General features: G+C 68.1%; 17 protein-coding genes and 2 pseudogenes. 6 read left to right on the plus strand and 13 right to left on the minus strand.

Going from position 1 to position 20,886, the window contains the following annotated elements; genetic code table 11:
* Nucleotides 1-2: 2 nt before the first annotated feature.
* From fxsT to CF165_RS16100, 4 genes are all read right to left on the minus strand, one after another.
* Nucleotides 3-4,442 carry an FxSxx-COOH system tetratricopeptide repeat protein gene (fxsT, locus tag CF165_RS16085; protein ID WP_093948305.1) on the minus strand — a complete coding sequence of 1,480 codons (4,440 nt, stop codon included), beginning with the start codon at nt 4,440-4,442 and terminating at the stop codon, nt 3-5.
* A 1-nt stretch (nt 4,443) separates the two neighbouring features.
* Complete coding sequence (locus tag CF165_RS16090; RefSeq protein ID WP_167441450.1) at nt 4,444-5,502, minus strand: AAA family ATPase; 1,059 nt, start codon at nt 5,500-5,502, stop codon at nt 4,444-4,446.
* Nucleotides 5,480-6,907 carry a VMAP-C domain-containing protein gene (locus tag CF165_RS16095; protein ID WP_240521630.1) on the minus strand — a complete coding sequence of 476 codons (1,428 nt, stop codon included), beginning with the start codon at nt 6,905-6,907 and terminating at the stop codon, nt 5,480-5,482. The genes CF165_RS16090 and CF165_RS16095 overlap by 23 nt, the downstream gene beginning before the upstream one ends.
* Before the next feature lie 153 nt (nt 6,908-7,060).
* The gene (locus CF165_RS16100; RefSeq protein WP_093948308.1) at nt 7,061-7,993 is read right to left on the minus strand and encodes an effector-associated domain 2-containing protein; all 933 of its coding nucleotides are present in this window, start codon (nt 7,991-7,993) and stop codon (nt 7,061-7,063) included.
* Nucleotides 7,994-8,112: 119 nt separating this feature from the next.
* Between CF165_RS16100 and CF165_RS16105 the strand changes: the two genes are divergently transcribed.
* The gene (locus CF165_RS16105) at nt 8,113-9,318 is read left to right on the plus strand and encodes a low temperature requirement protein A (RefSeq protein WP_093948309.1); all 1,206 of its coding nucleotides are present in this window, start codon (nt 8,113-8,115) and stop codon (nt 9,316-9,318) included.
* Here the strand turns inward: CF165_RS16105 and CF165_RS16110 are convergent.
* Nucleotides 9,313-10,137 carry a helix-turn-helix transcriptional regulator gene (locus CF165_RS16110; protein ID WP_093948310.1) on the minus strand — a complete coding sequence of 275 codons (825 nt, stop codon included), beginning with the start codon at nt 10,135-10,137 and terminating at the stop codon, nt 9,313-9,315. The two genes, CF165_RS16105 and CF165_RS16110, sit on opposite strands and share 6 nt — an antisense overlap.
* 100 nt (nt 10,138-10,237) lie before the next feature.
* On the opposite strand from CF165_RS16110, the gene CF165_RS16115 reads away from it, so the two are divergent.
* The 3 genes from CF165_RS16115 (at nt 10,238) to CF165_RS16125 (ending at nt 13,650) form a co-directional block, all read left to right on the plus strand.
* Entirely contained in the window at nt 10,238-11,038 is an 801-nt protein-coding gene (locus CF165_RS16115) for an SDR family NAD(P)-dependent oxidoreductase (protein ID WP_093948311.1), read from the plus strand.
* Nucleotides 11,039-11,131: 93 nt separating this feature from the next.
* Nucleotides 11,132-12,427 (plus strand): acyl-CoA dehydrogenase family protein, encoded by a 1,296-nt coding sequence (locus tag CF165_RS16120; RefSeq protein WP_093948312.1) that lies wholly within the window; start codon nt 11,132-11,134, stop codon nt 12,425-12,427.
* A gap of 20 nt (nt 12,428-12,447) precedes the next feature.
* Nucleotides 12,448-13,650, plus strand: coding sequence for an acyl-CoA dehydrogenase family protein (locus tag CF165_RS16125; protein WP_093948313.1), 1,203 nt, complete (start codon nt 12,448-12,450; stop codon nt 13,648-13,650).
* Nucleotides 13,651-13,742: 92 nt separating this feature from the next.
* On the opposite strand, the gene CF165_RS16130 is transcribed toward CF165_RS16125, so the two are convergent.
* The 8 genes and pseudogenes from CF165_RS16130 to CF165_RS16165 all read right to left on the minus strand — a co-directional run bounded on the left by CF165_RS16130 (nt 13,743) and on the right by CF165_RS16165 (nt 19,389).
* Nucleotides 13,743-14,993 (minus strand): tyrosine-type recombinase/integrase, encoded by a 1,251-nt coding sequence (locus CF165_RS16130; RefSeq protein ID WP_093948314.1) that lies wholly within the window; start codon nt 14,991-14,993, stop codon nt 13,743-13,745.
* 50 nt (nt 14,994-15,043) lie between these two features.
* Nucleotides 15,044-15,673, minus strand: a pseudogene (locus CF165_RS16135) (replication initiator); the annotation flags it as partial.
* The gene (locus CF165_RS16140) at nt 15,673-16,059 is read right to left on the minus strand and encodes a hypothetical protein (RefSeq protein ID WP_093948315.1); all 387 of its coding nucleotides are present in this window, start codon (nt 16,057-16,059) and stop codon (nt 15,673-15,675) included. The gene CF165_RS16140 and the pseudogene CF165_RS16135, both read right to left, overlap by 1 nt.
* Nucleotides 16,056-17,609: an FtsK/SpoIIIE domain-containing protein gene (locus CF165_RS16145; RefSeq protein WP_093948316.1), complete on the minus strand. Its 1,554-nt coding sequence runs from the start codon at nt 17,607-17,609 to the stop codon at nt 16,056-16,058. The genes CF165_RS16140 and CF165_RS16145 overlap by 4 nt, the downstream gene beginning before the upstream one ends.
* A 335-nt stretch (nt 17,610-17,944) precedes the next feature.
* Entirely contained in the window at nt 17,945-18,190 is a 246-nt protein-coding gene (locus tag CF165_RS16150) for an AMED_5909 family protein (RefSeq protein ID WP_093948317.1), read from the minus strand.
* Complete coding sequence (locus CF165_RS16155) at nt 18,177-18,443, minus strand: hypothetical protein (RefSeq protein ID WP_093948318.1); 267 nt, start codon at nt 18,441-18,443, stop codon at nt 18,177-18,179. The genes CF165_RS16150 and CF165_RS16155 overlap by 14 nt, the downstream gene beginning before the upstream one ends.
* Nucleotides 18,444-18,689: 246 nt before the next feature.
* The gene (locus CF165_RS16160; protein ID WP_093948319.1) at nt 18,690-19,142 is read right to left on the minus strand and encodes a hypothetical protein; all 453 of its coding nucleotides are present in this window, start codon (nt 19,140-19,142) and stop codon (nt 18,690-18,692) included.
* Between the two features lie 22 nt (nt 19,143-19,164).
* Entirely contained in the window at nt 19,165-19,389 is a 225-nt protein-coding gene (locus CF165_RS16165) for a hypothetical protein (RefSeq protein WP_093948320.1), read from the minus strand.
* A 231-nt stretch (nt 19,390-19,620) separates the two neighbouring features.
* Here CF165_RS16165 and CF165_RS16170 point away from each other — a divergent pair.
* Both CF165_RS16170 and CF165_RS16175 read left to right on the plus strand, forming a co-directional pair.
* Nucleotides 19,621-20,370, plus strand: a pseudogene (locus CF165_RS16170) (DUF5919 domain-containing protein).
* An 8-nt stretch (nt 20,371-20,378) separates the two neighbouring features.
* Nucleotides 20,379-20,849 carry an NUDIX hydrolase gene (locus CF165_RS16175; protein ID WP_093948321.1) on the plus strand — a complete coding sequence of 157 codons (471 nt, stop codon included), beginning with the start codon at nt 20,379-20,381 and terminating at the stop codon, nt 20,847-20,849.
* Nucleotides 20,850-20,886: the final 37 nt, after the last annotated feature.

Here is a 20,886-nt window from a genome sequence, read left to right on the forward strand (position 1 = left end):
AGCTACAGCGGCATCGGGTCGATGTCGCAGTCGGCGCGGACTCCTTCCGAGGCCGCGATCGTGCCAGGATGCGCGTCGCCCAGGACGTGCCGGTAGCGACTCATGACGTCCGCGTAAATCTCGTCCGCCTCTTCGGTCCGGTTGAGCCTTCTGAGGTCCAATGACCAGTTGAGCTGGACTGCCAGCGTTGTCGGGTGGTCTTCGCCGAGAACCCGGCGTGAACGTTCCAGCAGTTCCGCATCGCGCTCGGCAGCCTCTTCGACGCGATCGAGTGCCGCAAGGTCACTCGCGACGTCGATCCCGCACACGATCGTGTGCGGGTGATCCTCGCCAAGCAGGAGCCGGAACTCCTCCAACGACCGCTCGTCGAGGGCGCGAGCACTCGACGGATCGCCGGACAGCCGCAGGGTCACACCGAGGTCGAGTGCCGCGGAGAGAGTGTGCGGGTGCTTTTCTCCCAAGCTCTCACGGTAGAGGTCGAAGACCTCCTCCCCCAGTTCACGGGCCTTGGCGAACTCGTGAGCGTGCCGCAAGTCGATCGAATATCCGAGAGCGCACGCCAGTGCGTTCGGGTGTTTGTTGCCGTACCGGATCCGGAAGCGGCGGAGGGCGTCCTCGGAGATCTTGCGTGCCTCGTCGTGATCGCCGTCCTTCCGACACGCGACCGCGAGGTGGTACTTGCGGCGGAGGGTGCTGATGCTGTCCTCGCCGTAGAACAACGCGACCCGATCGGTGATCTGCTGCTGCTCGATCCTCGCCCACGGGTAGTCGCCCAGCTCGCGCCGCGCGATCACCATCAAGACCTGTGTCGTGACAGTCGACGCATTGTCGTACCCCAAGACCTCCGCGCGTCTACGATAGGTGTCCGTGGCCAGTTCATTCGCCTGCCGATACTCCCCGACCAAGAGCAACGCCGTGACATAGTCGTTGGCGGCGATCAGCGTGAGCGGTTCGTCGTTCCCGAACAAGCCACGTGTCTTGACGAAGATCTCTTCGTTCCGCTGGACGGCTTCCGCAAAGTCACCCCTTGCCTTCAAGATCAGCGCATAGGTCAGCGCAGCGGAGAACGTCTCTTCCCGGTCGGCACCAACCGACTCCTGATAACGGTCGAACGTATGCTTGCTGATTTGCGCCGCATCGGCGTAGCGCCCCACGGCCCACAGGTAGAACGCCAGCCGCTCGGACGCCTCCAGCTCCTGCATCGGCGGGTCTTCGATGGGCGCTTCGCCCCTGCCCTGCCGTTCGAGCCGGTCCCGCTCCCACGCCTGCACCGCACGTTCCGCGAGCGTGACCGCACCTTCGTGGTCACCCCAGTGGTAGAGGAACTGCATCAGGTTGATCACCAGCTGCCGCACCCACTGGTCCGTGCATTCGATCAGCTCGGCGTCGTAAATGTGTGGCAGTACTTCCTGGTAGCGCTGCCACTGTCGAGGTGATTCCGGGTCCCTCGGGTCGAGGTTCGCCAGCAGCTCGTGTGCGCCGTGACGCATTTCGTTGCGACGCTGCTCCGTCATGCGGTTCCGGAGGACGATTTGCACGAGCCGGTGCAGCAGGATGGTGTCGGTGCGGTGGTCGATCTTCGCGAGGCCGAACCGGTTGATGTCGCGAACGGCCCGGCCCAGCTTGATCGGATCGCGCAGTGCGGCGTCGAGTTCGGGTGACACCGTCAGCCCGCGGACTCCGGCGAACAGGCTGCGCGACACCGGTTCGGGGGCGAAGAACGCACAGACCTGCAACAGCTGGTGCGCGGCCGGGCTGCTCACGCTCAGCTGGTCGAACGACACGTTCCATGCCGCCGCGACCGAAGTCTCGTAGTCCTGGGGGTTCGACGTATCGAGGATCTCCGCCACCTTCTCGTCGAACAGCCGGAGGTATTCCCTGGCGGTCATCCCGGTTTCGGCCAGCCACGCCGCCGCCTGCTCGATGGCCAGCGGCAGGTCGCCCAGCTTCTCGGAGATGCGGTCGGCGTCCGAGTCATCCAATTGGGGGCCGCGCCGGCTCAGCAGCATCTTGCTTTCACTGCGCTCGAACACGGCCACCTCGAGAGGGCGCGCGATGGCCGACCAGTTCGGGTTGCGCGATGTCACCAAGATGTCTCCGGGGCCGCCGACCGGGAAGAAGGGCCGGACCATGTCCGGGTCTTCCGCCGAGTCGAAAACCAGCAGCCATCGCCGGTACGGCCGGCCGAGCCGCAACGCTTCCTTCACCGCGGGTACCGCGGTGTTGGCCTCTGTCGCCCCTGGCAGGCGGAGGTGCTGGGCCAGCTCCGTAAGCGACGCGTGGATCTGGGTCGACCGCGTGGCCTGGATCCACCAGACGATGTCGTAGTCCTGCAGGTGCCGGTAGATGTACTCGGTGGCCATCTGGGTCTTGCCGATACCACCCATGCCGTGCAAGGCGGCAGGCAGGACGGCCGTCGTCCCCGCGCCCAGTTTTTCACTCAACTGGGCCAGCAGTTCGCTACGGCCGGTGAAATTGGGGTTCGGTGGCGGAATTGCACCCCAGATCGGGGGTACCTCTTCACCCGAACGCCGTACTTGACGTGAGGTAGACGCGCCGACACTGGCGACCACACTTGCCTTCTCGGTGGTAACCGGTTTTTCACCGGTTGAGGCTAGATCCACCAGTGCTCGGCCCCCACGGTCGGTAGCGGTGTCGCCAGAGGGTCCTGCGAGCTCCCCACCCAATACCTCACTTACCCGTAGCCCATTATCATCCTCGGTCTTACTCGGGTCGGCGACCCAGGCAAGCTTATCCAGTCCGCCCGGCTTCGCAAGTCTGCCTTGTTTCGCCAGTCTGCTCAGCCGGTCGGCCCTGGAGAGGTACGGGCCCGACAGGGCGCTCATCACGTCTCGTTCGAGTGCTATCTCCTCACTCGTCGCCGTCTCGGGCTCCGGATCCGGCGTCGAATCCGGGTCCACCAGCGCCGACTGAAGCCTTGCCAGCACTGAGTTCTGACTGCCGATGCGCCGCGACGCCACGCGGACGGCGTGGGCGGTATCCGACCTTCGTGCGCCGCTGAGCAACACCCTTCTCGTCTGGCCGGAAAATTCCCATGGCGTCGTCCTGTCCCATGGGTGCCGGGTTCCGTCGTTTTGGAGCAACCCGCTCGTGAATACCTCGACCAGGTGATCCGGGCCTGTTCCGGGGAGCATTTCCTCCTGGACCGCGGAGGCCACTTCGATATCGACCGGGACCGCCGCCAAGAGCGTGACCAGCCGAAATGCCGATGGTGAAGCCCGGCTGTGAAAATCTCTCACCTGGTCCTGGGCGGTGACCTCATTCTTCGACCGCTCCGGATTGTCACTCGATTCAGGGACAGATACCGCCGGACGCTCGCGAACCACCAGCACCGAGCATTTCCGCGGTTCGTCGGCCCTGCCGGTGACGACCTCAGCCCACCTGCGGAACCAGCGTTCCTCCAGTTCCAGTACCGGGACCGCGATCGAGTCTCCGGTCAGCTCCGCTCGCTCGAGACCGTCGGGCAGCAGGTCGGTCAGGCGGACCCGGTACGAGTCGTTGGGCCGGACCGGGCCCTTCGTCGTGATTTCGGCGTTCTGGGCGTCGACGCCCCCACGGACCCACAGCCGTCTCGGCAGCAGGTGGACGATCGCGACCGGGACTTTGCGGCCCCACCGGGCGATCAGCGGCTGCACCAGGTCCCGGTGCCAGGCGTCGCTGATGCCGTCCGTCAGCACGAGCATCACCCGGCGCCCGGAAGAGCCGACGGGCTCGCCCGCGCCCCGCGCCGGGCTTTCCGGGGTTCCGCCGCGCAGCACCGGCTCAAGGACCATGCCGCCTTCGGCGCGCCCGGCCTTCCCCGTCTCGAGCAGCCGCACCTGGACCGACCGGAAGACGCCGAGCCGCCGCTGGCACAGCGTGACGAACGCCGCGACGGTCGGCGCCCACAACGCCATCGACGGCGCCTGCTCGACCACGAGCGTCAAGTCGAGCCACGGCTGCCGCTTCCGCTTGGTGACCGGGAGCCACATCCCCGCTTCCGCGCTGGCCTCGGCGGTCTGCTCTTCGTCGAGTTCGACGTCCTCCGGTTGTGCCGAAGGCACCTTGCGCTTGAAGGCCCGGAAGGCGCCCACCAGCTTGCCGACGTCGGGCAACGGCGAAGCGGCGCCGGGCGCCGGCGTCCCCTCCTTTTCCGGCAGGCCGCCCGCGGGCAGGGCTCCCTGACCGGTTCCGGCTCGGATCGGGGCAGGCTCAGGCAGGTCGGGCGGTGCCCCTGCTCCGGCGCGCTCGGGTTCCTCCATCGGAGGAGGATGGGCCCGGCCGATTTCGGGCGGCTCGGGGCGGTGTGGAGACACGGGTGGTTCCGCGGGACGCGGCGGCTCGGTCGTGTTCGCGGCGATGGCGGCCATCAGCCACAAGCCGTCCGCGACCTCCCTCGCGGTCAGGTCGTGGTCCTCCGGACCTCCCGGGGCGCCCGGCATTTCAGTGACCCTGCTGGTTCAGCTGCTGCCACAGCGCCTCGACCAGCAACGGCCAGCCGGGGTCGTCGGGTTGGTAGGCGCCGGAGGTCGCCAGGAAGATCGCGTCGAGCAGCTTGTCCGCCGGCAGTCCACCGAGCGCCGTGCGCCGCGCGACGAAGTCCTCGATCAGCACTCCTCGCTGCCGCGGGTCCAGTGCGTGCGCGGCGACGATGGCGGCGAGCTGCGCCGGATTCGGGTCTTTCATCTCCAGGCGCAGGCAGCGGCGCAGGAAGGCGGGCGGGAAGTCCCGCTCCCCGTTGCTGGTGATGACGACGACGGGGAACGCCGAACAGCGGACGACGCCGTTCTCGATCTCGGCGGTGTAGCCGGGATCGGCCGTGAACACTTCGGCCACCGGCGACTGGCGGGCGTCCCGCGCGAGCTCCGGGATGAGGAACTCGCCGTCCTCGAAGATCGAGAGCAGATCGTGGGGCAGATCGGATTCGGCCTTGTCGAGCTCGTCCACCAGGAGTACTCGCGGCAGGCGGCGCGGCAAGAACGCGGTTCCCAGTTCGCGCAACCGGACGAAGTCGCCGATGGGCGGTTCCTCCGCGCCGTTCTCCACCGGGCCGGCGCGGCGCGCGGCCGACGCCTGAACCCGTCCGATGGCGTCGTAGTCGTACAACCCGGACTTCAAGGTGGTCTGCGAGGTGATCGACCAGCGGAGCACCCGGCCCAAGCGCAGCTCGCGGGAGATCCGGTAGGCCAGGCTCGACTTGCCGCTGCCGGGTTTTCCGGTCACCAAGAGGGGACGGCGCAGGTACAGGGCCGCGTTGACCATGTCGACTTCGGCGCGATTGGCGTGCCCGGCGGTGAAGCTCAGTTCCACGCCCAGGCGCCGGTCGGTCTCGGCGTCGTCCTGCGGCACGTCGGCGGCGAGCGGCTCGCCGTCCCACCGGAAGTCACGCCACGGCGGCGGCGGGGGCAGCCGATCGGCCAGGTGCGTGTCCTGCAGGGGATGTCCGGTGCCTCGGTAAATCCACCACTCAGGCGTGCGATCAGGAAGCTCGGTCGTGCTCATTGGCACCTCCTCCCCCGGCCGGGCCCTTTCCGCCATCGCCGAGGGGGAGCGTGCGGCTCGGGTCGTCCCATAGCACCACCAAGTCCCCTATGACGCCGTCATCCGGAGACGACGACCGATTTACCAGTGCGTCGAGACGGTGCTTGCGGGTCAGTGCTGGCAAATTCCCCAAATCATCACTACCGGCCAACCAGGCTACCACCTCGCGCACGACTTCCGAAGAGACCGTTGGATGCCAAACGATCACGGGCAGTCCGGCGCGCAAAGCGGCGAAAAGCTCATCTCGCCCCGGAATCGGGCTCACCGGCGGTGTCTGCGTCAGAACGGCCATGAGCCACCGCTCGTCGCTGAGAATCGCGTCGAGGCGATGATGATCTTCGGTGTCCTCGTGGTTGCAGAAATACACTCGTTCGAACGACGGCTCCTCGGTCCAGGCCGCCCATCTCCGGCGCCAAACCCGGTGCGAACGCCGGGAACTCATCCGTTCCAGTGAACGAATAACCGTCGGATAAGTCATGTACAGCGGTTGAGGCTCTCCGATGTCACGCTGCGTGTTCCAGGTGTGCACCGGAAGGTCCAACAGCACGCGCGGAAGCACGAACTCGAGAACGGCTTCGGCATCGCGTGTCGACCACGCCTCTTCCGCCACCGAGATCACTTTCGCCACTTCGTCCTCGAGCCCGGCCGACGTCGTCCAAACGGTTTCCCCACGAGGTGGTGGCCACTCGGCGGGATCATCCTGCCGCCAGTGCGAAATCTCGTACAGATCCGCTTCGACGGGATCGGGGCTGATCATGATGGTCAAGTGCAACCGTCCCGACGCCGACGGCGTGACGTGGGCCCGAAGCTCCCGGAGCGCATCTTCGAGCCGCAGGTGGTGCGCCTGTCCGTCAGTCCATTCCCGGAGCCGTGCGGCCAGTCGGTCGTCGCACTCGGCCGCGATCAGCTCGGCGAAGGCCACGACCGGCGGCAGTTCCCCGGGGGCTGCATTGAAGTCCGCAAGGCCGAAGAAGGCTTCGGCCGCGTCCGCGTAACGCGGTGCCGGTACGACATACCGGGCGGCGCGGCGGACGGCCGCCCGGAGCCCGGGCGGCGAGAATCCCTCGAGCTGACGGCGGAATTGCTCCTGTTCCGCCTCCGATACCACATCCCGCAACGGCAGGGAATCCACCAAAGCGCGGAACTCCGTGCATTCCTTCGTACCCGGCCGGAGGAACTCGAGCACATCGGCCAGTACCGGCAACCCCTCTTCGATCCCGCTGCACCCGTTGACGATTTCGATCAACTGCGCGCGCGGCGCCAGCTGATCCGGCACGGTGAAGGGATTGTCCAGCGCTCTTCGGAGTTCCGCGACCATCAATGTGCGGATCGACTTGTCATCGGCGAAGCCGGCGACCACCAGCACGTCGACGAGTGCCCGGCGAATCGCTATGCCGATTTGGGGGCGCCCATGCGTTGTCGACACCGGCGTACCACCTCCCGCCCCCGCGAAGTGCCCCGAAGATCGCGAGTCTACCTATCCGGTGCATCGCGAAAAGGGGCAAAAGGCGGACAACTGCTAACGAACTCCGTACGCCGAGCGGCTCGCGATCACCGCGCCGAGCTTCTCGACCTGCGGCGACCCCGGATCGAGCATGCGCACGGTGGCGAGCAATTCCTCCAGTCCGCCGTCGTACCGTTCGCACGTGCGCGCCAATTCGATCACGTGCAACCGGTCTTCTGCCTGGTGCGGCACCGCGTCCGCGATCTCGCGCCGGGAAAACATCTCCAGCAGGAGCCGGCGGCTTTCCGCGTTTCGCACGCACGTGATCGCCAGCAGCGCCTCGACCAGCGCCGTGAACGGAAGCGGCCGGTCCGCTCGGTCGACGGCCGGCGCCGTTGCCGACACGGTGATCCCGGCGAGCGGGGCACCCAAGAGCCGCAACCACGCCCACGCGTCGTGCTCCCCGGTTTTGACCTTCACCGGGATCCGGCGGTAGGACCGTGGATCGGCGGCCGGGTCCTGGGAGACGACGTCCTGGTAGATCAGGTCCGATGTGATCAGCGCGAGGTCCGCCCCCGACTGCTTCTGCGCCGCCTTGGCCTCCGGTGCGTCGAGGATGCGGAACGTCGCGCTCACCGCCTTGCTGACCGAACCGTCGCTGCCCTTGGCCACTTCGCCGGCGTGCAGGGCCAGCCGGAGCCGAATCTGGGCTTCCGCCGCGTGGACGTGGTTGTAGCGGCACAGCTCGGCGTGCATCCGGGCGGGGAATTCGGCGACCAGGTCCGCCTTCCCGATCTCCGGCGGCAGGAGGAACATCGCGCCGTCGCCGGTGTTCTCCACGAAGCAGACGTCCCATGGGATGCCGGTTTCCGCGAACGTCGTGCGCAGCACGCGCCAGAGGCCATCATGCATCTCGCGCAGGTGGGCCATGGTGCGGCTCGGGTTGTTGTACCCGGCGACGTCCACAGCCATGATCGTCCGGTGCAGCGCGGCCGGATAGGAATGCACGGCCCACCTCCCCACGTCCCGTCGCTCATTGTCCCAGAACCATGCACGTTCGGCCATGTTCGCGCAGGGCGTTACGACAAAACTGGAACCTCCTGACATGTTTTCGTCCATAATTCGGCGTGCCCACGACACGCCTGCACCTGGTGAGCGCGGAAGAGGATCACCGCGTCTCGACCATCGAACTCTTCTTCGACCTGGTCTTCGTCTACGCCATCACCCAGACCACCCAGCTGATGGCCGACCACCTCAGCCCCCTCGGGGTCGGGCAGGGGCTCGCCATGCTCGCCGTCCTGTGGTGGTGCTGGTGCAGCTATGCCTGGCTCGGAACCACCATCCACGTCGACCACGGGATCGCGCGGCTCGCGATGTTCGGGGCCATGGCCGTGATGTTCCTGGTGTCGCTGACCATTCCCGAGGCCTTCGTCGATCACCCCGGCGGGTTGTTCGCGCCCGTGCTGTTCGTTGCCTGTTACGCCCTGGTGCGGCTGCTGCACCTGGTTGCCTACCTGGGCGCTGCGAAGCACGATCCCGGGCTCCGGCGTGTTCTGCTCAAGATGTTCGTCGGGCTGCTGCCGAGCGTCCTGCTCCTGGCCGTGAGCACCGCGCTCACCGGGCCGTGGCAGCTGGGGCTGTGGGTCGTCGCGCTGCTCGTCGACTACCTCAACGTCTACCTCACCGGACCCGACGGCTGGCGGCTGAACTCGCCCGCGCACTTCGCCGAACGGTTCGGGCTCATCGTCATCATCGCGCTCGGTGAATCGATCGTCGCCATCGGCATCGGGATCGGGGCACTGCCGATGTCGTGGCTGGTCGCCGGGGCCGCGGTGTGCGGGCTCGCACTGGCCGCCGGCATGTGGTGGACGTACTTCGACGTCGTCGCGCGCGTGTCCGAACACCGGCTGACCCGGGCAACCGGGGTCGAACGGGCGAAGCTCGCCACCGACTCCTACACCTTCCTGCACCTGCCGCTGATCGCCGGGATCGTGCTCGTCGCCCTCGGGTTGAAGAAAGCCTTCCTCTACATCGCCGACACCGAGCACCACACGCCCGGCGAAGCACTGCACGGCGTGCCGATCTGGACGCTGTCCGGCGGGCTCGCGCTCTACCTGATCGCGCTGAGCGCCCTGCGCAAGCGCAACCTCGGCAGCTGGAACCACCAGCGGCTCGTCGTCGGCGTCCTGCTCGTCGCGGCGACGCCGTTGCTGGAGCACGTGCCCGCCGCCGTGCTGCTGCTGATCTTCGCCGTCCTGGTGCTCGGGCTCATCGGCTTCGAGCGGCTGCGCTTCGCCGAGTGGCGCCGGAACGTCCACGCCGAGCACTCATAACAGCTCCGGGCCGACGACCGAAAGCAGCTGCAGCTTCTCGGCGTCCTCGGTGCCGGGCGTCGCGGTGAACACCAGCAGCACCTGCGCGAGGTCGTGGGTGAACAGCAGCTGGCAGTCGAGCGCTATCTCGCCGAGGTTCGGATGCACGATCGTCTTGCGGCGCTCGGCGGGCACCGCGACTTCGTGCGCTTCCCACAGCTTCGTGAACTCCACGCTCTTCGCCGTCAGCAGCCGCGCCAACTCGACAGCCCTCGGGTCGGTCGCGCTGGCGGCCCGCAGGCTCGCCACCAGGAACCGGGCGTGGCGCGGACGGTCCGGCTCGGGGTAGATCCGCTGCTCCGCCGGGTCGGTGAACCACCGGTAGGCGGCGCTGCGCGCGGGCCCGCTGTGGCCGGTTTCGTTCCCGAGCAGGGCCTCGGCCTGCCGGTTCTGCACGAGCGTCTCGCCGAGGTCGGACATGACCTGGGCGGGCGTGTCGTGCAGCCGGTCCAGCACGCGCATCAGCGGCGGGCTGACGTGGTCCGCGCGCGAAACGCGGCTCGGCGCGGTGTGCCCGGCCAGCCGGAACAGGTGGTCGCGCTCGTCCAGGGTGAGCCGCAGCCCGCGGGCGATCGCCGCGAGCATCTGTTCCGACGGCCGCGGTCCGCGCTGCTGTTCGAGGCGCGTGTAGTAGTCGGTGGACATGCCCGAAAGCGTCGCGACCTCTTCGCGGCGCAGACCGGATGTACGGCGGCGCTGCCCCGGCGGCAGTCCGACGTCGTCCGGGCGCAGGGCCTCCCGTCGGCGGCGCAGGAAGTCGGCGAGTTCGGTGCGGTCCACATCGTCGATTATCGGCGCCTGCACGGCCGGCGCCAGGGATCGCCGATCCCCCGATCAGCGCGCTCTGCCGCGGCTCTCCCGGCGCGCCGACGCTGAGCGCATGACCACTTACCTTGTCACCGGGGCCGGCGGCGGCCTCGGCGCTGTCACCGCCCGCGAACTCGCCGCCGGCGGCGCCCGCGTCGTCCTCGCCGTGCGCGACCCCGCCCGCGTCACGCCCCCGCCGGGCGACACCGAAGTCCGGCGCCTCGACCTCGCCGACCTGGCTTCGGTGCGCGAGTTCGCGGCCGGCTGGTCGGGCGACCTCGACGTCCTGGTCAACAACGCCGGCGTGATGGCCGTGCCCTACGCGAAGACCGTCGACGGCTTCGAGACGCACATGGCCGTCAACCACTTCGGCCCGTTCCTGCTGACGAGCCTGCTGCTGCCGCACGTGACCGGCCGGGTGGTGACGGTCTCGTCGGGCCTGGCGCGGCTGGGGAAGATCCGGCTCGACGACCTGAACTGGGAGCGCCGCCGCTACTCGGCGCTGGGGGCGTACAACCAGTCGAAGCTGGCGAACCTGCTGTTCACCCACGAACTCCAGCGGCGGCTCACCGAGGCCGGGCGTGACACGCTCGCCGTCGCGGCGCATCCCGGCGTCGCGCGGACCGGCATCGACCGGCACTACCGCGGCGTCTCCGCCTTCACCCTGAAAGCGCTTTACCCGGTGATCGCGCAGAAGAAGCCCGAGTACGGTGCCCTGCCGATCCTGTTCGCCGCGACCGAAGACGTCCCGGGCGGTGCCTACGTCGGTCCCGGCGACCGGTCGGGTGGACGACCGAAGCTCGAACGCCACCGGACGGACACCCACCTCGCCCGCGAACTCTGGGAAATCTCGGCCCGGCTCACTCGTAAGTGACCCCGCTCTGGCGCGACGCGGCTTTCCCAGCTAACCTACTCGCCAGTAGGTACGGATGGAGGGCACATGGCTGCGCCAAGGAAACGGGACGCGATGGGCTGGGGCCTGTCCGCGCTCACCCGGCTGGCCGGGAGCAAGGTCGTCGAGCGAGCCGGGCTGCGCAAGCCCCTCGAGGGCCTGGTCACCTCGGGGACCCGCAACGGCTTCCGCGTCGCCGGCGCGGCTACCCGGTCGTTCAAGTCGGTACAGAAGCTGGGCAAGCCGGCCCGGCTCGCGCCGTCCGCGGACACCGGGTTGTTCGACCTGACGCCGACCGAGGACCAGCAGCTCATCGTCGAGACGGTGACGGAGTTCGCCGCCGAGCAGCTGCGGCCGGCCGCCGCGGACGCCGACGCGAAGCTCGAGGCGCCCGAGGGGCTGCTGAGCCGGGCCGGCGAGCTGGGCATCAGCCTGGTCGGCATCCCCGAGGAGCTCGGCGGCGTCGGCACCGAACGCTCGGTGGTGACCAACGCGCTCGTCGCGGAAGCGCTTGCGCACGGCGACCTCGGCCTGGCCGTGGCCGTGCTCGCGCCGTCCGCGGTGAGCACCGCGCTGGTCAGCTGGGGTGACGAGCAGCAGCAGGCCGACTACCTGCCCGCGTTCACCGGCGAGCACGTCCCGGCCGCGGCGCTGGCGCTGCAGGAGCGGAAAGCGCTCTACGACCCGTTCAAGCCCGCGACGAAGGCGCGTCGCACGCCGAAGGGCTACCAGCTCGACGGCGTGAAGTCGCTCGTGCCGCGCGCGGCGGCGGCCGAGCTGTTCATCGTCTCGGCCGACCTCGAAGGCCGTGGCCCGGCGCTGTTCCTCGTCGAGTCGTCGAACGCCGGCGTCTCCATCGAGAGCGAGCCCGCGATGGGCCTGCGCGGCGCCGCGACCGGCAAGCTGCACCTGGAGAAGGTGGCGCTGCCCGCGGGCGCGCTGCTCGGCGGCGGCAAGCTCGACGTCTTCACGGAGGCGGTCCGGCTGTCGCGGCTGGGCTGGGCGGCGCTGGCCGCCGGCACCGCGAAGGCCGTCCTCGACTACGTCGTCCCTTACGTCAACGAGCGGACGGCGTTCGGCGAGCCGATCAGCCACCGGCAGGCGGTGGCGTTCTCCGTGGCCGACATCGCGATCGAGCTGGAGGGCCTGCGGCTGGTCACGCTGCGGGCGGCGGCGCGGGCCGAGCGGGGCAAGCCCTACGCCCGCGAGGTCGCGCTGGCGCGGAAGCTGGCCGTGGACAAGGGCATGCAGATCGGCAGTGCGGGCGTGCAGCTGCTCGGCGGGCACGGCTTCGTCAAGGAGCACCCGGTCGAGCGCTGGTACCGCGACCTGCGCGCCATCGGCGTCATGGAAGGCGCTGTCCTTCTCTAGGCTTCGGAAAGGCGTTAACGATGATTAACCTGGAAGTTCCCAAGAAGGCCGGCGCGCTGATCAACCAGGCGTACCAGGCCGCGGCCGAGGTGTTCCGGCCGATCTCGCGCAAGTACGACCGCGCGGAGCACACGTACCCGGCCGAGCTGGACATGTTCGCGGCGCTGCTGGACGGGCTCAACTCCTCCGGCGAGGGCGGCGCGGGCGCGGCCGGCGTGCGCCGTTCGAAGGACGAGAACGAAAAGGGCAACCGCAACGGCGCCAACCTGAACGTGGTCCTCGGCACGATCGAGATGTGCTGGGGCGACGTCGGCCTGCTGCTGTCGATGCCGCGCCAGGGCCTCGGCAACGCGGCGATCGGCTCGGTGGCGACGGACGAGCAGCTCGAACGCTTCTCCGGCATGTGGGCGGCGATGGCGATCACCGAGCCGTCCTGCGGCTCGGACTCGGCGGCCATCACGGCGACGGCCCGCCTGGACGGCGACCACTACGTCCTGAACGGCGAGAAGATCTTCGTGACGTCCGGCGAGCGCGCCGACGCGGTGGTCGTGTGGGCGACGCTGGACAAGACCAAAGGCCGCGCGGCGATCAAGTCGTTCGTGGTCGAGAAGGGCACGCCGGGCTTCGAGGTGGTGCGCGTCGAGCACAAGCTCGGCATCCGCGCCTCCGACACGGCGGTGCTGCGCTTCGAGAACTGCCGCGTCCCCAAGGAGAACCTCCTGGGCACGCCGGAAATCGACACGGCCAAGGGCTTCGCCGGCGTCATGCAGACGTTCGACAACACCCGACCCCTGGTGGCGGCGATGGCGATCGGCGTGGCCCGCGCGGCGTTGGAGGAGACCAAGCGGATCCTGTCCGAGGCCGGGGTGGAGATCGACTACGACCGCCCGGCGAACGCCCAGCACGCGGCGGCCGCGGAGTACCTGAAGCTGGAAGCGGACTACGAGTCGGCGTACCTGCTGACGCTGGAATCGGCGTGGATGGCGGACAACCGCAAGCCGAACTCGCTGCAGGCGTCGATGGCGAAGGCCAAGGCGGGACGCTCGGTCGTCGACATCGCCCTGAAGTGCGTCGAACTGACCGGGGCTTACGGCGAGGAGTCTCTCCTCGAGAAGTGGGCTCGTGACGCGAAGATCCTGGACATCTTCGAGGGGACGCAGCAGATCCAGCAGCTCATCGTCGCTCGCCGGATCCTTGGGAAGTCCTCGGCCGAGCTGAAGTAGTTGTGCTGTAACGGAAATCCGCCCGGTCGCGGGCCCTTCTTGGGGCGTTGCGACCGGGCGGCTTTCGCGTCGGTTGGGGCGGGGTTTCATGATCAGGCCGCCTCCAGGCCGTCATCGAGGGCAGGCCGTCCGAAGACCGCGTCGACGGCCTCCCGTGCCCGCTGGTGGCTCGACGGCACGAGGTGCGTGTACGTCCGGAGCGTGAAGCCTGGGTCCGCGTGCCCGAGGTAGTCGGCCAGCTCCGTAATCGAAACCGCACGGGCCAAGAGAGTTGACGCGTAGAAGTGACGGAGCGCATGCATCCCGTCCGCGCGACCTCGGTACGTGATCCCGGCCGTCCGGAACGCTCCGTGCCAGACGACCTTCGTGAACAGGTCACCGGAATACAGCCGGCCAGCTTCGCCGGTCATCAGCAGTCGCGCCGTCACTGGATCACCGTCCGCGCTCTGCCACGGCAGTGTGACGGCTACGGACGGGAACCGGTCCTCGTGGTCGTCGATCTCGGCCAGCATGGCGGCCGACAACGGGATGGTCCGCTCCTTGCCCCGCTTGGGGAGCGCGAACATCATCACGCCCCTGACCGTCTTGATCTGACGGCGGATCCGCACGGTCATCGCCGTCCGGTCGACGTCGTCGGGCGAGAAACCCAGAATCTCACCCTGCCGAAGGCCGAACCCAGCACCCAGCGGAACAGCGATCTTGAACCGATCCGCGAGCCCCGACCGCACCACCTGAACTCGTTCCTCCGGCCATACGACGATCGGCGGGCTACTCGCGACCGGCCGCCGCACGGTCTTCGCGTGGCACGGGTTCTCACGGATCCGGCGATCGTCCACGGCCGAATCCATCACGCCGGACACGGTGTTGAACAAGACCGCCTGATAGTTGTCCGAGAGCTTCCGCTCTTCCATCGAGCCGACCCAGTCACGAATGGTCGACGGCTTGATCTGCCCGACCTTCTTGGTCTCGAAGACCGGGTAGATCTGGCTTTCGAGCCGACTGAGGATGGTCGACCGCGTGCCCGGGTCCGGGGACTGGCTTTTCACCCAGCTCTCCGCCTGCTGGCGGAACGTCGTCATCGAGGCCCGCGGATCGATGTACTTGTCTTCGCGCTTGTCCGACTCGACGCCGATGAGGAAGTCCTCAGCGCGCTTCTTCTGCTTGTCCGCGAACGACTTCGAGCGTTCGTTGTTGTCCGGGTCGAGGTAACGGACCTTGTACCGCAGCCCGATGCCGTACAGCTCGGACCGTTCCATCACGGGCTTGCCCCGCGCGTTGAGGATGACCTTTTCGGTGACCGCATCCCGCGCGGGGCGAAACCAGCGGTCTTGGATGTGTCCCATCAGGCCGCCTCCGCGTCGACCCAGGCGCGCAACTTGGCCGGGTCATAGCGCAGGTCGACCGGCGAGCCGTCGCCACGAACCGGGCCGTAGGTGTCGCAGGTCAGGGTCACAAACATCGACGGCCGGAACTTCCCCGCGAACTCACGCCCGACCGTCGTCTTCGCGACCTTCCGGCGAGGGAGGTTCGGCGCGTCCTGCCGACGACGAGTCGACCGCTTCACCGCCCGCTTGGCTGGCACGTCCAAGGCAGGCAAGCGGCCCCGCATCCCGAGTTGCCGAAGTTCCACATCAACCCCGGCGACCTCCTCGCGCAGTTCCTCGGCCTCCGCCTGGTCGTGCTCGACCACCTCCCGATACGCCGCGACGAGGTCCGCCCGGTAGGTCAGCAGCTCGGTGTGGTCATCGGACGGCGGAGCTGGAGTGAGGGTGGGTTCCTCGGTCAGGTGCCAGCCCTCGCGGCACTGTGCCTGCCGCAGCGCCTTCGCCTTCCGCGCACACGGCAGGCACACCGACTCCACCGTGGACCCGCACGGCACCGGGACGTACCGCAGTTCGCCGGTAGCGGTGTCGCCGACCTCCATAGTGAACGGCCGGACGCAGACGCCGTGCTTCTCCGCCGTCGCCCGGATGACGTCAGCAGCGAGCGGGATGCGCATCCGTTCCGCGCGTGTCTCGCCCATCAGGCCGCTACCTCCCCAGGCGTGGACCAGCCGCGCAGCAGATAGACGGGCATGTCCTGCTTCGCCCCGGCCGGGAGGTCCGGGAACGTGCTCGGCTCGAACCGGACCACGCCGAAGACGAGGACCGGGATGCCGCAGGGTGTCCGACCGGTGATCGAGATGTGCACCCACTTCCCGTCGACCAGCCGCCACAGCCGCGCCGAGATGTCCTCGAGCGTCTGGCTCCACACCAGCAACGCCCGAGCGACCGCCGCCAGGCCGTCAACGTCCAGTTGGACCGTGATCGGGCTGGACCAGGCGTTGACGTCAACCGACGCAGCCGGCGGCAGCTGATACGAGTCGAGGTGGTCGCGGATGGCGTCGAGGAAGATCATCAGCCGGTTCACGCGGCCACCCCCTCACCGCCGTGTCGCAGATCCGCGACACCCCCGTTGGTCACGTACTCCTCCAGGGCCTTGACCGTGGCGTCGGAGATCCACCCCGCGCGGATGCGCAGGGGTTCGCGGATGCCTTCGCCCCAGACGTAGCCCACGCCGGCCTCCGAGTCGCCGATCCGGTTCGCCCACGCCCCGCGCTCGTATGCGCCGTCGCCGAGGACCATGCCCACGTGCGTCTTCGAGGTCACGCGCAGGCACACGCGCCGGGTGAACAGCTCCCGGACCGGGACGGTGTCCTTGGTGGGCTCCTGGACGTAGCCACGGACCGAGATCCCCAACGCCCGACCCTGCGTCGTCAGCAGCGCGACACGCTCCACAATGGCCTCACGGGTCTTGCGGTCGGTGTACTGGGTCAGCGCACCGATCTCGTCGAACTCCAACAGCTCCAACGGATACTCCGTCGACACCGGGACAGTCCTCAGCCGACCGGCGAAGGTCCGTTTGCGGGATTCCATCTCCTCAACCAGGCCGTCAAGCAGCTCGACCGCGTCCTTGCCACCGACCGCGTAACGGGAGAAGATCCCGCGCCCGTAGGCCAGTTCCATGCCCTTCGGGTCAATGCCGGACATGCGCACCACCCCGGCCCGGATCGCCGACGCAGCCGCCACCAGCGGGCACCACATCACCGAGTTCTTGCCCGCACCCGAAGCCCCGGCGGTCAGGCAGTGCGCGCCCGAGCCCAGCAACGGCACCCGCCAGTCACGCCCGTACTCAGTCCGCCCCGCCCAGACATTCCGCAGGTCCACGCCGGTCGAGTCGACGCCGTCGGGGCCCTGGGGGCCGGCCACACCGCCGCTGAGCAGGTCACGGCGCTGGAAGTCGATCGACACGACATTAGGAGCCAGCTCACGGACCTGGCAGCGAGCAACCTTCCGCGCGACGGCCAGCGCCCGAGCGGCCTCGTCGAAGTCCTCCGGCTTCTGCCCGGCCACCAGCTCCACCCGCACCTCATCCCACGAGGCACCCGACCGCACGTCGAGCACCTTGGGCAACCGGGTGCCGGAGCGAGTCGAGGTCGAGCGGGAGAGGGCGCGTCGTCGGCCCACGAGATTGACGTTCACCACGACCGGCAGCGCCTCGTCCCGCACCGACAGGCCGCAGGCATGCAGCCACTCCGGAAGTTTCCGGCCGTAGACCGCCCATCGGGCCCACCAGGAGCGCAGGAACCGCCAGCACCACTGATCGAACGAGACGGCGTCGATCGCCCACCACGCCGTCAGGATTACCGCGACGTTGCCGAGGGTGATCGCCAACGATGGCCAGCCGCCCAGCTCACACCAGGCGTAGACCGCGACGACGGCGAGGCTGGTCCGCCACCGCGTCACGACCTGCGCGAGCATCCACACCACGGCCTTGCACAGCCACCACAGCGCCACGAACACCACGGCCGCCGCAGCCAGGGCTTCCAGGATCGATGCCAGGGCACGTCCGGCCTTGTGTAGCACCCACACACCGAGCCCCAGCCCAGCCAAAGCCACTATTGCGAAGCCGGGAGACATCACCGACCACCCCGCCTCACGTCGAGGTTCAGCGGCAGCATTCCCAGACAGGGAGCGCACTTGGTCTCGCCGGGCAAGAGTTTGGCGAATCGTTTGCAGGAGGCGCAGCGCGTTCGGGTGACCCCCGTTGACGCTCGCCGGTTGTCGTCGTTTAGCGTTGTCATTGTTCACTTCCGCTGGTTGTGGACAGCGCAGGAGCGGCAAGGTTGGTAGCCAGGCACCGCTTCTGCGCCTTAACGGATCACACGTCCCCACATCAGGACGTGCCTCATCGCCGCACGTCATAGCGTGCGTTTTTCGCTACTACTGTTGACTTTTCGCTCGTCTACATGTGACTAGTCAGCAGACTTAGCCTCCGCCTGAAGCTCCGCCGAGATCTCACCCGCCTGCCGTTCTTCGTATCCGGCCCAGTACAACGCCTCGTGGTGATGCCCCCGGTCAACGTCGGCGACGGCCTTGTACAACCGGGCGTTGCCGAGCCGGAACGCCAGCCACACCGACGGGTTCGCGTCCTTCGGCGGTCGGCGGTCCATCACCACCTCGTGGGCGTCCCGCAGCGTCTTCGGCTCACCCTTGCGCATCCTCACGCCTCCCCGCGCGGGCTTCCAGCAGCGCCGCCAGGTCCTCGGCGTGGTCGCGGAGCCGGCGCAGGAACACCGCGCACCCCATCCACGCGGCCTGATCCTCCGGCGGCACCAGCGTCACCACGCACACCCCACCAGCCAGCACCAGGACCGGCGGATGCGACGCGCCCGTCCCGGTCTCCTCCACCGTCACCTCGGTACCCGCGCCCACCGTCCACCGCAGGCCCAGCCCGTCCCACGTTGCCGTCATGCTCTTCCCACTCCCGGGCCAGGTCAGCGAACCCCTCGGCCGCCGACTCCAACGCCGCCACACACCACCACGGCAACCCGCGCGCCCGCGCCAGCTCGTGCCACGCCCGCGACACCCGCCGAGCAGCGTTCGCCGTGTTCGTCGCACTCACCGGCGACAGCACCGCACGGCCGTGCTCCCACGCGGCCATGTAGTCCCGATACGCCTGCTCCCACGCCTCGACCTGCTCGCGGAAGCCCATCCCTGTCACGCCGCCTTCGCCGTCTCACTGGTCCCGCCGGACCGGGACGGCTTCGCGTTGCCGGTGGCCTGCTTGAAGCCGGTCGCGCGGAACACGTAGGACTGGTACTTGAACTCACCCTGCCCAGCCACGCGTGGCTCTGCCGTCAGCCCGTCCAGCTCGATCGGCCGCATCCCCGGCAACGCCTCCGACGTCGTCGGCACCGGCTGCACGTCGGCGAGAAGCGTGATCTCGAACGACGCCCGCTTCGCGCGGGTCTCGGCCGGGTCGGTGACCATGACCTTCCACTGCCGCTTACCGGTCACCTCGTCGACCCGCTGCCGCACCGGGCGATTCGCGGCCCGGTCCTCACGCGACTGGTACTCGTTGTCCGGCGACACCTCGCCCACCATCACCAAACCCTGCGGAAACGCGTCGTCGAAGTCGATGCCGAACCGGTGTCCCTTGTCGATAGCCATGCTGAATCCCTTGCGTCGTTTGTTAGTCGGTTTCTTCGGGCGGTTCTCCGCCTCGTGCCGCTGCGGCGTCCAGTGCCGCGCTCACCTCGTCCAGTTCCCTCCGCAGTACGGCGATGGCGTCGGAGTCCACGAGCAGGACCACCGGGAACGCCTTGCCGAACCGGACTTCCGCGCGGTTTGCGTACGTCAGCGCCGTGACACGAATCGGCAGATCAGCCGTGACGTGGATCTGAACCGTGTCGCGCATGCCACGCCGCGCCTACGCCGCACGTCGGCGAGGTACCGCCCGCTTGTCCGAGCCAGCTAGCCGGACAGTCGTTTCAGTGGTCACGCGTTCCTCCTCGGTGTCCTGGCACCGGGCCTGCCCCGGCAACCTGACACCCAGACTCCGCCAAAACGCGGGACGTGATCACCACGTGGCGGGACATCTCGGGACGTCCCTGGTACCGTCGAAGACGTCCCTACACGTCCCAAGGGGTTGCCGACGCCGAACGAACGCCTGCGTGACGCGCTCCTGCGCAACGGCCTGACGCTGGAGCAGGTCGCCAAGGCCGTCGGGGTCGATCAGAAGACCGTCGAGCGCTGGATCACCAAGAACCGGACGCCCTACCCCAAGCACCGGCACAAGATCGCCGCCATGGCGCGTGAGTCGGAGACCTACCTGTGGCCGGACTCCGTGGCTCCCGAGCGCAAGGCCGAGACGGCCGCCGCCGAGCTGGTGCAGGTCTTCCCACACCGCAACGCCGTCCCCGTCGAGCTGTAGGACCGGCTGATCAAGGAAGCACCGGAGACCGTCGAGATCCTGGTACACGCAGCCTTGTTCCTGGTCGAACGCCCGCGGTTCATCAAGGACCTGACAGCCAAGGCAGCGGCCGGCGCGAAGATCCGACTCGTGTTCGGAGACCCCGAGGGCGACAGCGTCGCCCTACGCGGCGAGGAAGAGCAGCTCGGCGACGGGACGCTCGCGGCCCGCATCCGCAACGCCCTGGCGTTCTACCGGCCACTCATCGGCGTCGACGGCGTGGAGATGCGGTTCCACAACACGACGCTCTACAACTCGATCTTCCGGTTCGACGACGAGATGATCATCAACACGCACGTATACGGGTTCCAAGGAGCCCACGCCCCATCCCTCCACCTGCGGAGACTGTCCGCCGGGGACCTCTTCGAGACCTACTCGGAAAGCTTCGAGTCAGTCTGGAACCTCGCCAAGCCGGCCATCTTCTAGGAGGCAGCATGACCCGAGTCGACTACTACAACGACCCGAATGCACCCGAGGCCAACAGCATCGCGGTAGCCGTGTCCGCGTTCATCCAAGACGACGAGGGCCGGATCCTGATGATCAGGCGCACCGACAACGACCTGTACTCAATCCCGGGCGGCCAGCTCGAACTCGGCGAGACGTTGTCACAAGCGGCAGTGCGTGAGGTTCGCGAAGAGACCGGCATCGAGTGTGCCATCACCGACGTCATTGGACTGTACTCCGACCCCAACCACGTCATCGCATATGACGACGGCGAAGTCCGCCAAGAGTTCTCAATATGCTTCCGCGCCGTCGCTTCTGGCGGCGGCTTGCGTACAAGCAGCGAGAGTAAAGAGGTTTTCTGGATCGAGCCTTCACAGCTGAGCGATCTAAAAATACACCAATCGATTCGCTTGCGACTGCAGCACGCGATTGCAATGTTGCCCACTCCATTCTTCACGTAGATTCACAAGTCCGCCAGCCAAACAAAGAAGAACCCCA

Origin of the sequence: Amycolatopsis vastitatis, from assembly GCF_002234595.1 — a bacterium.
GTDB classification, from domain to species: domain Bacteria; phylum Actinomycetota; class Actinomycetes; order Mycobacteriales; family Pseudonocardiaceae; genus Amycolatopsis; species Amycolatopsis vastitatis.

Coding starts and splice junctions, on each gene's coding strand:
- fxsT (WP_093948305.1), bottom strand. CDS start 4,442: ATGCCGGGCGCCCCGGGAGGTCCGGAGGACCACGACCTGACCGCGAGG.
- CF165_RS16090 (WP_167441450.1), bottom strand. CDS start 5,502: ATGAGCACGACCGAGCTTCCTGATCGCACGCCTGAGTGGTGGATTTAC.
- CF165_RS16115 (WP_093948311.1), top strand. CDS start 10,238: ATGACCACTTACCTTGTCACCGGGGCCGGCGGCGGCCTCGGCGCTGTC.
- CF165_RS16120 (WP_093948312.1), top strand. CDS start 11,132: ATGGGCTGGGGCCTGTCCGCGCTCACCCGGCTGGCCGGGAGCAAGGTC.
- CF165_RS16125 (WP_093948313.1), top strand. CDS start 12,448: ATGATTAACCTGGAAGTTCCCAAGAAGGCCGGCGCGCTGATCAACCAG.
- CF165_RS16130 (WP_093948314.1), bottom strand. CDS start 14,993: ATGGGACACATCCAAGACCGCTGGTTTCGCCCCGCGCGGGATGCGGTC.
- CF165_RS16145 (WP_093948316.1), bottom strand. CDS start 17,609: ATGTCTCCCGGCTTCGCAATAGTGGCTTTGGCTGGGCTGGGGCTCGGT.
- CF165_RS16150 (WP_093948317.1), bottom strand. CDS start 18,190: ATGCGCAAGGGTGAGCCGAAGACGCTGCGGGACGCCCACGAGGTGGTG.
- CF165_RS16155 (WP_093948318.1), bottom strand. CDS start 18,443: ATGACGGCAACGTGGGACGGGCTGGGCCTGCGGTGGACGGTGGGCGCG.
- CF165_RS16160 (WP_093948319.1), bottom strand. CDS start 19,142: ATGGCTATCGACAAGGGACACCGGTTCGGCATCGACTTCGACGACGCG.
- CF165_RS16165 (WP_093948320.1), bottom strand. CDS start 19,389: ATGCGCGACACGGTTCAGATCCACGTCACGGCTGATCTGCCGATTCGT.
- CF165_RS16175 (WP_093948321.1), top strand. CDS start 20,379: ATGACCCGAGTCGACTACTACAACGACCCGAATGCACCCGAGGCCAAC.